At 60.2% G+C, this 14,244-nt stretch carries 9 protein-coding genes; 5 read left to right on the top strand and 4 right to left on the bottom strand.

The features are described from left to right. Positions 1-188: 188 nt before the first annotated feature. A complete protein-coding gene (locus F4X41_00230) occupies positions 189-1,034 on the bottom strand; it encodes a hypothetical protein (protein ID MYB15452.1) in 846 nt (281 codons plus the stop codon). 307 nt (positions 1,035-1,341) lie between these two features. Here F4X41_00230 and F4X41_00225 point away from each other — a divergent pair, with 307 nt between their 5' ends. From F4X41_00225 to F4X41_00215, 3 genes are all read left to right on the top strand, one after another. Further along, positions 1,342-1,869 (top strand): hypothetical protein, encoded by a 528-nt coding sequence (locus F4X41_00225; protein ID MYB15451.1) that lies wholly within the window; start codon positions 1,342-1,344, stop codon positions 1,867-1,869. Between the two features lie 401 nt (positions 1,870-2,270). After that, complete coding sequence (locus F4X41_00220; GenBank protein MYB15450.1) at positions 2,271-3,098, top strand: 3'-5' exonuclease; 828 nt, start codon at positions 2,271-2,273, stop codon at positions 3,096-3,098. 334 nt (positions 3,099-3,432) lie between these two features. Continuing rightward, the gene (locus F4X41_00215; GenBank protein MYB15449.1) at positions 3,433-5,139 is read left to right on the top strand and encodes a DUF2207 domain-containing protein; all 1,707 of its coding nucleotides are present in this window, start codon (positions 3,433-3,435) and stop codon (positions 5,137-5,139) included. A gap of 122 nt (positions 5,140-5,261) precedes the next feature. Here F4X41_00215 and F4X41_00210 read toward each other — a convergent pair whose 3' ends face one another. The 3 genes from F4X41_00210 to F4X41_00200 form a co-directional block, all read right to left on the bottom strand. Next, a complete protein-coding gene (locus F4X41_00210) occupies positions 5,262-6,722 on the bottom strand; it encodes a DEAD/DEAH box helicase (GenBank protein ID MYB15448.1) in 1,461 nt (486 codons plus the stop codon). 705 nt (positions 6,723-7,427) lie between these two features. Continuing rightward, positions 7,428-9,899: an MMPL family transporter gene (locus tag F4X41_00205; GenBank protein ID MYB15447.1), complete on the bottom strand. Its 2,472-nt coding sequence runs from the start codon at positions 9,897-9,899 to the stop codon at positions 7,428-7,430. A gap of 296 nt (positions 9,900-10,195) precedes the next feature. Further along, positions 10,196-11,212, bottom strand: a complete 1,017-nt coding sequence (locus F4X41_00200; GenBank protein ID MYB15446.1) for an acetamidase — start codon at positions 11,210-11,212, stop codon at positions 10,196-10,198. Between the two features lie 149 nt (positions 11,213-11,361). Between F4X41_00200 and F4X41_00195 the strand changes: the two genes are divergently transcribed. Both F4X41_00195 and F4X41_00190 read left to right on the top strand, forming a co-directional pair. Beyond that, entirely contained in the window at positions 11,362-12,300 is a 939-nt protein-coding gene (locus F4X41_00195; protein ID MYB15445.1) for a methylated-DNA--[protein]-cysteine S-methyltransferase, read from the top strand. Between the two features lie 386 nt (positions 12,301-12,686). Then, the gene (locus F4X41_00190) at positions 12,687-13,991 is read left to right on the top strand and encodes a Gfo/Idh/MocA family oxidoreductase (protein MYB15444.1); all 1,305 of its coding nucleotides are present in this window, start codon (positions 12,687-12,689) and stop codon (positions 13,989-13,991) included. Positions 13,992-14,244 lie beyond the last annotated feature (253 nt).

Below are 14,244 nucleotides of genomic sequence, written 5' to 3'. Positions count from 1 at the left end.
GAAGCAGCAGACGATCAATGTTGAAGTAATCGGTGGTGGGCGGACAAAAAGTGAAAGCACAGTTGCCCAATAGGTAACTACGCTTCGGCCCCGATTTCCATCGCTGGGCGATTAGAAGGGTGATCCAGCGTCGGTGAAAAGTCGAGGTCGCGGCTTGAGCGAACGTACCAAAAGTTCAATTACGCGATTTAATTCGCGTTGTCGCCTCCAAATTGAACTTTGTACAGCTTGAAATCAAACTCACCTGGAATTGAAGAGGCGATGGCAAGTGTGTTTGCATTCGTGCGCCCAAATCGCAATGCCAAAACACCCTTTTCCGTCTCATAAACGACTATTAATGCTTCGCCGAGTTTTGGCTGCATTCCGGGCGCCACCAACGGCAAATCGAGCAGTACTGAACCCTTGAATTGCGGCCCGGGAATCAGACCGGTCTTCAAATTGACCATTACGGGGGAAAACTCGATGCGCCGGACCAACCGATATAAATCCCTGAAGTACCTCCCGGCTTCCTCACGGACTCTCTTGTCATCGACGCTGAGTATCCGGTGTGCAATTACATTCCGGCGGGCCAATAGGTCGCGCCAGATTTCTTTGGGCAACTCTGGGAAAAGAGCGATTAGCGAAGACCCTCGCACTTTCAGGCGATTGTCGATCTCCTTGAGGGCTTGCCCCGTGTCTTCAACGTATTTCTTCAGAGCGGTAGATCGATGGTGATCACCTTCTGTACGGGGGTCTTCAAGTAATTCGACTGCTCTGCCGGAGTTCCTCGCTGCGAGGTTCATAAATTCCAGGCACTCGACACACAATTGGGAAACGAGATCCTCGCCAGGATTAATGCTCCATATAATCTCGGCCTCATCGACCAATTCGCGACTGTCGTCAACCAGGCGGGCCCCGTGCTCAATCCTTTTGTTGATGAATTCCTGAGCATCTACAGTCCTGATCTCCCCCCGAGGGCGGTCTTGCTTGCGGTGGCGACCCTGCCGCGCTGATTGCCGCTTTTGTCGTCGACGTCGATCGCGTGACTTACTCAATTGACTGCCTCGTCTCAGCGTTTCCCGTAAGTAAGTACCAACCCCCAATTGTGGGCGCCTACCTGGTGTTCCCGCCGATGAACATGGCCGGTCGTACGCAAGATCAACGTTGAATTGGAGTGAACCCATGGACTTTCCTCTATCCTCATCTCGCTGTGCGCCAATTGATCGCGCAAAGACTCAGTTCTCGAATCCCAATCGTTAGCCCCCCCCCGGTTCCATCGGTCAAGGGAAAACACCTATGAAATCTGCGTTAATCAGCCACCGAATTCAAAACCTTCTCATGCGGCGATTTGAGGCGAGAGTCATGGAAAACGTTTACCGGGGCGACTATGTCGAATGCATGGTGGCGCACGCATTGGGCCATGATTGGCAACTCACGTGGATAAATGGCTGGAATTGGGCCGTTTGGGACATTGAGCACCGAACCGGTGTCCGCGTTGAAGTTAAGCAATCCTCAGCAAGGCAGTCTTGGGATCGGGCGGCGGAAGCTCCTGATCGGCAGGCTATTGCAAGGTTTGACATCGCCCCCCGCACGGGATATTGGCTCAAAAATGGCGGCGACTGGATTCCCTTTCAATCACCTTCCCGGCCAGCCGACGTGTACGTATTTGCGTGGCACGGTGAAAGGCGGCGGGAATTTGCTGACCAAAGTGATCCCGCGCAGTGGCGATTCTTCGTCGTGGCCGAATCCGAGCTGCCATGTTTACAAAAAACGATCGGACTGCAAGTCTTGAAGCGCTCGTACTCGAGTTGCCGCATCGGAGAGCTTCCTGACGCAATCGCCACCGCATTTCCAAATCAATTGGAGATTGGGGCAAAGCCACCGGATTGAATTGCAAACACTCCAAACGCCTCCAAAGAACTGGAATTCGAGCGCCGACATAGTCACGGACCGTAGACATAATGCTCATTAGGTTTAGCGCAATCATTGCTTTTGCTACGAGTGGAAGATGGCTTTCCGGCCCCACCAGGTCAAAAGTTGGGCGAACCGTTCTACTCGGAATAAAGCTCTTGACACGGTGACGTTGAGTTGGTCTCGTTGATAGCCGATCGAATCGAGATCTGCCGCCGTGCAATCGCCAGACAAACCGTCGGGAATTACTAGGCGCTTGTGGTCCCGGGTTGATTTGGATAAGTAGCTAAGCATCGCTCCAAGTGGCTGATTTAGACATCGGATCACGCGCAAACGGTAGTTGCTTTTTCGATCTCTTCTGATGCCGGACGCAACTCTATATTTCCGGCAAGTTCGGAGGCCGAAAATATCAAGCATCGAAAAGCGGTGCGACCGTCGCGTATCGAGCGGCCTTGCGCAGAAAACTCAATCAAACGGGTTGGCGCCAGCGCGCCGCAGTAGGGGCCGCCGTGTTGGATTCCGTCGAGTTTCGGGTTGGGGGATTGGCCAAAGTGGAATTCCTGATCGGATTTCTGGCGCGGCGTCTGCTCGGCGACCAAGATCAAGTCGACTTCAACGATGCGGATCCGCAGGGCGGTCAAATCTCCCCAACGGGGCTTGAAGACGTAGTCGCAATTGATGTCGAAACCACCGGCCTCGACTCCAGGCGCGATCGGATCGTCGAACTGGCCCTGGTCGGATTGACAGGAGAGGGTGATCTCGCTTGGCAATGGGAATCGCTGATCAATCCGGAGCGGCCGGTACCGCTTTCGGCAACGCAAATTCACGGCATCCGAGACAGCGATTTGGTTAATGCGCCGGTTTTTTCCGAAGTTTCTGGCGCCGTGGAGGCGTTGCTAGCGGAAAAGGTCCTGCTTGCACACAATCTCAGATTTGATGCCGGTTTTCTCCATGCCGAATTCCGGCGCTGTGGCCTTGCGGTGCCTACCAACCGGGGAATAGACACGCTGCAAATGTCGCGCCAATTCGACGCCAACGAGCGGTCCCACAAACTGGCCGATGCTTGTCGCCGCTACGGTGTCTACTTAAGCGGCGGCCATCGGGCTAAGCAGGACGCGATGGCGGTCGCGCAATTGTTCGTAGCGATGTGCGAGCGCAACGAAGACCATAGTTCCGGATTCAGTCCCGGCACTTACCGAATCGGGTAATCGCGCGTCTTCAGGGGCGGCCCGATGCGGTTGGCACGAGCGCCAAATACACACCGGCTCCCAGGCCTGATCCGCCGGCATCCGGGGGCGGCGATTTTTCCAACGCCGAATCGAACTCAGAGAACGGCCGCCGCGATAAAAAGCCCGTAAGCGGTTACGTCTTCTGGTGTGGCGATGTGAACTGGCCAGATTAATGACATTGATCAGTCGACGCTTTCGCTACATCTGGACGTGGCAATACCAACACGCCCATTGCCCTCCGTATTAACGTGAAAGACGGTTGCCCGGCGCAGAGCGGTCGGGCAGCGAATCCCGAGAACGAAAGCGGGCCATCGTGAGCGTGGTGACGGCAGGAGCGGTCCTCGCCGCCATCGGCCTGCTTTTCGCGATGGACCCGGGCGGCGCCATCGTCGACAGCGGTTTCCCAAATTACCAGGAAATGGACTGGAAGCGGCTGATTGCCTGGGGTTTCCGCACAATCGGCGTGGCTGTAGCGCAGATCATCATCATCGCGATGTGGCTGTGGCCCAAGTACCGTCAACCCCAGGCGAGCACCGGATTGGGGTCTCCCCAACCCGGATCGATGCCTGCGGCGGCAGTGTCCGCCTTGCAGGGGCACATGATTTGGAGCCCGACGCTCCTGGCCTCAATCATCGAAATGTGCCAACGCGGCGCGTTGCGCATCGAGGTCGTCGGCACTACGGTCGGATTCTTTTACCGGTTGACTCGGCAAGGCCCGATGCGGCATGGTTGGGAAAGAACAATTGCCGATCGGCTTCCGGCGCGCGCCACAACGATTAATGGGCTTCGTGAAGCGATTAAGCAGCGCGAGGAGACCATCGGCGACCAGATTGGGGAATACCTGCAGCGGCGCGGGCTCTACCTTGACAACCCGGTGCTGGTCAGGAGGGGGAATTCCGGCGACGGGGGCGATTGGTGGATGGGTGCCTCCGCCCTGACGGGCGTTGGCGCCGGGCTCTGGGCGGCGCTTTGGCTGGAGCCGTGGTGGGCAAACGCCCTGATTGGCGCATTCGCAGCTCTCTTGTACTCGTTTGCCACCGTGACGACGGGTATACGGACCGGCATGCTTAAACCGACGCCGGCAGGCGAGCTTGAGATAGGTCAGTGGTTCGGATGGCAAGCATCCATGGCTGGAACCGGCCGGCCTCTCGCCCGCCACCTACGAGATACCATGCTCCCCTACGCGGTCGCGCTCGATGTTGCACAACCATGGCTCGAAAGCGCGGGATCAGCTCCACCGTGGTTTGGCTCCGGTGGGGAATCCCCCCTGCGTGCCGCCGACCTCAACGCGGCCTATCGCGCTTTCATGCACGCACCGGAATGGTCGCTCAGCGGGCGATCGGAAGACGCGGCAAAGGAGGCCGCGCACGGGTACGAGGTCGAGCTCGAGGCACTCGAAATGGAGTCACTGGATGCCGGGCCGGTTGCCCAGTACGGAACCGCCGCCGAATCTGCAGAGACAACTGGTGATCCTGAGGAACTTGGCGAACCTGCGGCAGGCCCGGCCGAAGCGGCGGCGATGGAGCATCGGCAGCTCGAGGGAGAAGGTTCCGCCGAGGAGAAAAAGGGTGGCGGCTGCTTCCGCAGTTGCTTCGGGGCCGCGTTGAGCCTATTGGGGACGGGGGTTGTGGTCCTGGTCGTCCTCTTAAGCCTCGATGTGGTCTCGCCGCGCGAAAAGCCGTGTCCTTTGAACTCCATCCCGATTCCTACGCCCGCACAGATCGCCGTGGCCGGCGACCTTTGGCGCGATGGTTGCGTGAGCGTCCGTGGCATGGTCGTGTTCCAGGACGTCGACGAATTGGTCATGGAGGTGAACCGGGGAGAGTACGCGCAGCAGGTAAACGTCCGCGTACCTACTGGGGCCTTCGGCAGTTTCTCCCCGGACAGCGTGGTGACGCTGGCTGGATGGCTCAGGGTGGAGGAGGACGGGACGTACGCGGTCGACTTCGTTCCGGACCATGGATCGGATCGGGGGTGGTGGCGAAATCTTCTGGAGAACCTCGAAGGTTTGTACCAGTAGGACGGGAGCGCGCAAAGCGGTCGCTGCTGGTGTCCCCATGGCGCGGCGTTGGTGATCATCCCGCCGATCCGGACGGGCAAAACGAATCGGTTGTTTGGGCCCGCCGCATTCCGAGGGCTTGGTCAGCAAATCACGTGGCGAGAGTTGCGAACTCGACCGGTGCGATTGCCCCGACCGCGTGACCGTTGCCGCTCATCGCAGCTCGGATCTTCGGAGTGCCTCTTTCTCCAGGATCTTTGGCGAAATTCGAACCCCAAGCGCCGAGTAATTTCCCGCCATTTGGACGCTTCATCTTGCGTAACGAAGGTGATCGCTTCCCCGTTGCGGCCCATTCGCCCGGTACGCCCCACGCGGTGGGTAAACAGCTGCGCCGAATCGGGGAGGTCGAAGTTGATCACACGGCCGATTCCGTCGAAATCCAGGCCGCGGGCAGCCACGTTGGTGGCCAACAGGATCGGCGTTTCGCCGGATCGAAACCTGGCCATCACGCGCTCGCGCGCGTTTTGACTCAGGTTTCCCTGCAGGGCCCCGACCCGGTAGCCGAGCGCATCGAGCTTGCGGGCAAGTTTCTTTACGCCGTGCTTGGTCCGGCCGAACACGATGATCGATTCCCCATCGCGTTCGTCCAACAACGTCTGCAGGGCGTCTAGCTTTTCATCGCGATCGATCGTGTATACCAAGTGGGTAACGCTGGGCAACGCCTTCAGGTCCGCGTCCACCTTGACGGTGGCCGGATTCGTGAGGTGTTTGGCCGCGGTCTTCGCCACCCAATCCGGCATCGTCGCCGAATATAACCCGGTCTGGCTGTCGGCCGGCGTGCGGGCGAGGATCGCCTCCACGTCACGGGCAAATCCCTGGTCCAGCATCTCGTCGGCCTCGTCGAGGACGAATAAGCGGAGTCCGCGAAGGTCGAGGGTTCCCTGGCGGAGATGATCAAGTGTTCGGCCCGGGGTGCCGACCACGATCTGCGGCCCGCGTCGCAGGGCATGGAAGTCCGAGCGCGCCGAGCGACCACCGTAGAGCAGCGTTGTGCGCAGTCGGTGCGAATCCGCAAAATTCTCGATGACGCCGGCAATCTGAATCGCAAGTTCGCGGGTCGGGGTAAGGACCAGAGCCTGCACCTCGCGCACGGACGGATCGCAGCACTCGGTTATGGGGAGTGCGAAAGCCAGCGTCTTGCCGGACCCGGTTCGCGCCTGCGCGATCACGTCGCGCCCGGCCAGCGCCAGCGGGATCGCCTGCTCCTGGATGGGAGTGGGGACCGAAATCTTCATCGACTCGAGGGCGGCGTGCGCGGTCGGGCTCAGGCCCATCGCCGCGAACGTTGCTGCGGGCGCAGCTTGACCGTTGGCGGACGAAACCGCGCCGAGCGACTCTCGCGACGGGATCTTCTCTGGCGCGGCGCGGCGTGTTTCGAAGCACTCCGCGCAATAGACCGGACGGCCCGGACTGGGCCGGAACGGAACCGTCGCCGTTGCGCCGCAGTCCGTGCAGACTATGTTCTGTCGGAACGAACGACGCGGCGACCTGCGCCGGACCGGGGCGGTAACTGGGGGCATGTAGACGCTGCTTCCTGATTGCATTCAGGTCCATGTGTCGTCGGGCGCGAGCCCGGCGAGCAAATGTGATATGGGCGGATTCGAGCGCCGATGTCAATCAGGACGTCGGCAATGTAACGCGCGCAGGGCGCCCTATCGAATCGGTGGAATTCGATGGATTGACAAGGATCCGGTCACCAAGAATGTTGCGATCGGCGGTGTTGTCCGCCGCGCGGCGCGGAGTCGACGCTCTGATGTCCAGCGATTTTGCAGGCCTCAGTTTCTATCGCCACGGGTGAAGGTTTGCGATCACTCGCCGCCAATGACCCGATACGCGTACGCGGTTGAGGCTACGGCGCTGGTTGTTGTCCGTTTGTCTAGCCAATTGCGCGTTGAGATTGTCGCAGGTTGAACGCTTGCCGGGGCGAACTGTCGCCGTGGAGACGGGCCGGACGGCGTTACGGTACCGGGCGTCTCCGACATTTCAGCCGGGCGGAGGCATAAAGACGGAGTCGGGAAGCGACGGATCTATCGCGCCAGCCTCGGCCGATTGCAAAACCCTTGGCGAATCCCAACTCCAAGAATCTGCCGAAAGTTCCGCCGTCGCTAGGGGCCCGGCGCTGAGCGCAAACTCGCATTCAGCGGGTGACGCTTCGCCGGCGACGGTCCCACCGGCGCAGATCCTCCGACGGGGGTCCTGGTCCGATCCTTGCGCAATCCAATCGCCGCCGCCAGCGGCGGCGATCTGCATCAGGCGCCCGCGGAATCCTCCATGGTTGCGTCGATTGCCACATCCAGGTCGCTCCACATTCGCTCCACCATTGACTGCAACCGCATGTTTCGGAATGCGCCCCATACGGCCATCGCCGGGGGCACGAGCAGCACTGAAACGACAAGCGAGTAGGCGATGGTAATCGCCGCTACGATGCCGAATTGCGCGATCGTGGCAGCCGGCGACAGCGCCATTACGCCGAATCCGATCGCGGTCGTGACCGCCGAGCCGACCAACGCCGCCCCGGTGGTGGCGAGGGTCTGCGCGGCGGCGGATTCCGGGTTGCGATTTGCCGTGAACTGCTCCCGATATCGGTGGATCACGTGGATCGTGTAATCGACGCCGATGCCGATACAGAGCGCGGTGATGAGCGAAGTTACGGGCGAAAACGGGATTCGCAGCAACGCCATGGTCCCGAGCACCCAGACGAGCACGATCACGACCGGGACGACTGCGATGACCGCCAAGACCGGCTCGCGATCTGTCGCCCAGAAGAAGGCGGCCAGGACGATAAGGGCCGCGGCCACGGTGGTGAGAATCGCCGCGGTTTGAAGATCCGCCACCGATTCCAGGATTTCCAGCGACCGGATTCTGGTCGAAGTGACCTGGACTTCCTCTTCGGCTCCGAACCAGAGGTCATCCAAGTCGTCCAGCAACGCCTGGGTTTCGACGTTGTCGGTGGTTGCCCCGCTGAATCGCAGCAGCATCGTGTCTTCTCCCGCGGGATTGTTGACCAGCACCCGGCGTAAGCCGTCTGGGTTCTTGGCGGCGAGGAGGTCGAGGAACGACTGGATCTTCGCCGGATCCAGGATTAGTCCAGCTGTCGCTTCTTCGAATGCGGCTTCTACCTCGGAGTCGTATTCGCCGCTTCCGGGCGTGATCACATCGCGGACAAGCAAACCGAGCGAAGCCTCCATCGGGCTGGCAGCGCCAGGTGGTCGGGCTTCGGGGTCGTCAAATGTCTCGGTGATTTCAAAGACGTTCAGGAACGTGCGGGTGTCGGTGATTTCCGCCTTAATCACGACGTTCACGTGCTCGCTCGCTTCGCCAACGGCGGCTTCGATCGAATCAATCGCCTGGGCGGTCTGGCTCCCGCCCGGCAATACGTCGCGCGGACTGAATTCACTGGTCAGGCCGGTGGCGGCGAATGCGAACCCGACGCTGACCGCGACAACGCCCACGATATAGGGCGTGGAGTTGCGTGCGACCGAGATGCCCAGCCGTTCGGCCGCTTTTCGCATGCCCGGCAGGGCTTCCGAAACCGGACGCGGAGCCGTCAGCGTCCCCTCGGCTTCTTTGCGTCGGTCGATGATCACCTTGACCGCCGGTCCCAGCGAGAGCATTACGACGAGGCTCAGCGCGACGCCCAATCCGGACACGACCCCGAAATTGCCGATGGCATCCACTGGTGACAGCGCGCTGGTGGCGAAGCTGATGGCGGTCGTAAGCGCGGCCAATGTAAGCGGAATCAGCACGCGGCGCAGTCCGTTCCGCACGGCCTGGGCGGCCGGTTCGCCGGCGATTCGGTGCTCTCGGTATCTGGCCACGGCTTGGATGGAATAGTCGACCGAAAGGCTCACCAGGATGATCGGAACCATAGCGGTCAACGCGTTTGGAGCACCGATTAATGCCAGCCCGTTCGGTCCGAGCCACCCTTCGGCCCCGATGATCCAGACGACTGATACGATGATTCCCAGCATCGTAACCACCAGATCAGACAGCCGGCGCAGGAAAAGAAAGATCAGCGCCCCGATCAATATCACCGCCAGGCCGAAGAACGGGGCCGACAAGCGGGTAGTGCCTTGCCTGAAGTCCCGGTTCAGGGACGCAGTCGACACCGTGGTAGTGCTCAACGGGCCGGGCGTAGCGTCGGCAATGGTCTCGACGTTTTCCTGCGCCGCAAGCATCCGCTCCCGGTCCGACGAATCGAGGTAGACGGCGGCGATGCCGAGCGGCGCCCCGTCATCGTCGGTTCCGTACAGGCGGTCGAAGGCGCGCTTTGCCCTCGGGATTGCCTCGATCGAAGCTACGGCGGACTCGATCTGGGCGGGGGTTGCGCTGCCCAAATCACCGATTCCGGCCACCGCCGCGATCACGGTAGATGGGGCAACGGCCGGGTTGGACCTTGATTGCACGGCCGCGACGTCGGGGTCGGACGTGACGCCGGCTAACACTTCGTCCATCTGGGCCAGCCCGGCCGGCGAAAGTACGTCGCCCTCGAACAAGATCGTGGTCCTGGCGACTCCCGCGTTGTCGGAGAACAAGTTCTCGACATCCTGAGAGGCCTGGGCCACCTCGCTGCTGTCCGTCAGGAATGCGTCGGAGCCCGCGAATGGTGCGCGTAGCGCAATTCCCGAGCCGAGCAGCAACGTGATTACAAATAGCACCCCCAGCGTCCACCAGGGCCGGGCAGTAATCGCAGCGCTGACAAAGTCCCAAATCCGACCCACTTCAGCCGCCTTCCGATCCTGAACACGCGCGGATTACACGGGAAATCGATCCCTTGCTAACAGCATATTGCCAGTCGGTCGATCCGGCGTCCGGGCGGCCGATCGCGATTTGCAACTCGGCTCCGGAACGCCGAATGTCGTCGAATCTAAACGGCCGCTGTTGGCGCGAATTGCCCTATCCCGCATAGCTCGCGAGCCCCGGCAATCGAGGTGTCCGCCGTATCTGGGCATGGAGATCTACCCGCAATAGATCTGGATCGAATGGCGCAGTCGTAAATGTCTCGCAATCGGACGCGTTACGGGAGGAATTCCCTGTTCACCTTGGCCACGTAGGTGAAGGTCGGGTTTACGAATTGGGTGCACCGGGCTTCGAGCACTTGGCCCAGGAAAAGGTAGGCTTCGCCCCTGGTGAAGCCGTAGCTGTCTTCGAGCCAAAGAATCATCTCCGCCAAGGCCGCGCGAAACGCGTCTTCGGCCGGCCTGGCCATCGCGGTCGTCATGATGTGGGTTTCGTTGGTGATCCGGGGCCAGGTCATCGACGCGGGTTTGGGTTCCAGCTCGCAGGTGATCCGGACGCGGCCGCCGGCTTCGATTCCGCCGGCGCCGCAGATTTCACCGTCCCCCTGGCGGGCGTGCATATCGCCGACGTGGAGTAGGGCGCCGGGGACCGCAACGGGCAGATAGACCGAAGCTCCGGTCGTGATCTCCTGGATGTCGAAATTGCCGCCCCACTCGCCGGCCCAGGCATTAGTCCAGCGCGAGTGTTCTTGCGCCACGCCCACAACTCCGAGCATGGGTGCAATTGGCAGTTTCAACCGATCGTCCCAGAGGATGTGGTTTTCCCTTATTTCGACGACCTTTTGCTGGTGACCGATCCCGGTGCCGCCAAGCCAGCCAGGCATTGCACCGTTGGCCCCCCTGAATTGGGTGAAGCCAATTGGATCGAGGTCAATCTCGCCCACGCGCACTACGAGGACCTGACCGGGTCGGGCACCCTCGACGTACACACATCCGCTGGAGGGATTGCCGCCGCGAAGTTTGCGGCTCAGATCTTCGCGATCAGGATGGTCATCGAGCCAGGGGCCGCGGTTGACCTGCGTCTCGACTTCGATTTCCTCACCGGGTTCAACCCGGAGAGTCGGTTCATTGTCCGGGCCGATCTCAAAGTACAAGACTTCTTTGGTAGCTTTCTGCACGCTCAATCTCCTTGATGCCTTCGGGGTGATGAATTGTTGCGCAGCCAATCTCCGGGCATTTGTACCGTGAAAACGTGATTTCGCGTGGAAGCTACGACCCAAAGCACCCGACATCATTGATTTGGGTTAAGCCACGAGGATGGAAACCATCACAAACTGCCGCCAAATTCCATTCGCGATCGTGGCTGCGGATCGCGACTTCTTGGAAACTTCCGCGCCGAATTCGAGCGAACGAGCCGTTGGCTACTTCTTGCGTCGACGGCGCAATGGCAAGGATCGGGTCGCGCTCAACGCCATTAGCGTATACGTTTCAAGAGACCATCAAACGGCAGCCAGCTCCGGAGAAATGCATGTCCTCGAACGACTACGAGAGAGTCGAGGCCTCCATTCGATATTTGGCAATGAATCGCGAGCGCCAGCCGGAACTCGCCGATTTGGCTGCCCATATCGGACTTAGCCAAAGTCATCTGCACAGACTTTTTTTGCGTTGGGCCGGCGTCACGCCAAAGCGCTTCCTCGAGTACCTCACCGTGCAGCACGCGAAGCAGCTGCTTGACCGTTCAGAATCCGTGCTCGGCGCGGCCTACGGGAGCGGATTGACCGGGCCGGGAAGGTTGCACGATCATTTCGTCACTGTTGAAGCCGTCACACCCGGCGAGTACCGAAACAAAGGTGCGGGCTTAACAATTCGCTTCGGCACTGGAGATTCTCCATTCGGTCCTGTGTTTGTCGCCCGGACCGAGCGCGGCGTATGCCGGGTCGGATTCACGACAGATGGAGATGTTTCCGCCGAGATTGAGGCGCTCCAGCGGACGTGGGAGCATGCGTCGTTGGAATGCGACGAACAGATGGCCGAAGCGTTGGCGCGGTCTATCTTCTCAGCGCCATTGGAAGCCGATAGTCGCCCATTGACCGTGCACGTACGCGGGACGAATTTCCAACTGGCCGTCTGGCGCGCCTTGCTCCGCGTTCCCTTTGGGCAGGTCGTCAGCTACGGCCGCCTGGCAGCAGAAATCGGCAACAAACAAGCGTCTCGCGCGACGGGGGGCGCGGTGGGCAGAAACCCGATTGCCTTTCTCATCCCATGTCACCGCGTTATCCGCGCGGGCGGGATTACGGGTGGCTACGCCGGTGGAGCCACGCGTAAACGTTGCATGCTGGCGTGGGAGGCAAGTCGCCAATCCATCGCGGGCAGGCGCAGCTAACCGAATTCGACGGTTTTAGGGAGCCGGTGTTTCTCGGTTCCGCACTGGATAAGGGCCCCGCAAGGGTGCGCCACCTCATAACGATCTCGCGCCGTCGGCACCACGGGCCCGCAGTTGGATTCCAAGGGCCGAGAAGCATCAACCGAGGCAACCCCGCTTTTTCGCGCGTGGAGCTTCCACCGCAGCGAAGCATTCCACCCCGCGGCCCTGCTCGAATTGAATCAAAGCCTGCGGCGGGGTACCTCCGTGCGCGACACCGGGCGCAGCTGTATTGACATAATGGCTCCTGGTAACTATTTGCTGATTCCGCAGATTTCTAGTTGCCTAGAACTCGAGCGCGGGGCGCAAGTTGCCGGCGCTTTTATCGACAACTGAAAGTGGACAACATGGACGCAGATCCCGCCAACGCCGACCCTTACATGTACAACGGGTTTCCCATGAATACCCCCATGGACATTCGGCTCGGTCTGACCAACGAAGACGGAATCCACCACCGATTGCGCTGGGGCATCATCGCCGCATCGGCAATTTCATCGGATTGGGTCAAATCTCTGCAGGACGTGCCTGGAGCATCCGTGGTCGCAATTGCTGCCCGGGATAAGGATCGGGCGAGCGCATACGCTGACGCCCATGGTATTCCTACGTCATACGACTCTTACGAAGCGCTTTGCAACGACCCCAACGTCGACATCGTCTACATCTCGTCTAAAACCTGGCATCACCACCGCGACCTGATGATGGCGATAGCCGCCGGCAAGCACGTGTTGTGTGAAAAGCCGTTCACCGATACCGCGGATCAGGCGAAAGAAGCGTACGCCGCCGCCGAAAAGGCCGGAGTCGTTTGCTGGGAAGGCATGTGGACGAGCTTTTTTCCGGCGATCGAACACGCCAGGGCCGCAATTGAACGCGGCGACATCGGCGAATTGCAAGTTGTGCAATCGGACTACCCGGATCCGGTCTATGCGCTAAATCCTGTTGTAGCCGGGTTCGGGACGAGTGAATTCCCGGTAATCGCCGCTGCCGGTGGGAAACCCATGCTCCGGGACCAGGCCATGGCCGAGACCGGGCAAGGCGTTTTTTCCGAAGGCTATTCGGTCGGCCATCCCTGCGCCGCCGTCCTGCAATACCCCCGGCAGCGGGGCATCGGTGTCGTTACTATGCCAACCGCCAGTATGCCAACCGCCAGATTCAAGGAGGAGACTCTTTTCGTGGGGACAGAAGGGCGAATCACCGTCGAAACTCCCGCCCATCACCCGACCGCACTGACCGTTGCCACCGGGCGTCCTCCGCGGCGAGGGAGCCGGGCGGCTGAAGGCAAGCCGGATATGGAATACACGTCTGGTGGAGGCCGGGTCGGCGACTGGCTGCCGACGCACTGGAACCAGGACCAGAATCCCTCGAGCGGCGCCTTCAATCATGTGGAGCGCTTCGAATATCCGGTTCCCAACCCCGCGCCAATCCATGCAGGTTATCCGGCAGGGTCACGTTGGACCGGCGAAAAGCTGATTACCTACAAGGGATGGACTTGGGGTCACGGAAACCAGCACGGATTCACTTATCAGGCGCGGGCCGTGCACCGCTGCATGGAGGCCGGGCTCAAGGAAATGCCCCAATTCACTGTCGGCAATTCAATCCACGTCTGCGAAATCATTGACGAAATCAAACGCCAATGTGCCGAGAGAGGGTTTTAGTTGGATCCCTGGGCAGGGGAAGTCTGAATTCGCGTTAGGTGCCTGCGCCGATCGGCGAAATTTCACTGGACATAATGGCGAATATGTTAATCCAAGATCGAATCCGCACGCTGTGGCGTGATTCTTGGTCTTCAGAAGGTGGCAACCGGAATACTGAACCAACTATTCGTTGCCGCCGATTAGATTGCGCTCAACAACGAAGGTTTAGAGGATGAATTGGCCGCAAATCCTTCGAATTGATTCTCAAGGGAGT

The organism is Chloroflexota bacterium (genome assembly GCA_009840625.1).
In the GTDB taxonomy this organism is placed as follows: domain Bacteria; phylum Chloroflexota; class UBA11872; order UBA11872; family VXNJ01; genus VXNJ01.
The sequence above is the reverse complement of the archived record's forward strand: the minus strand, read 5'-3'. Positions and strand labels throughout refer to the sequence as shown.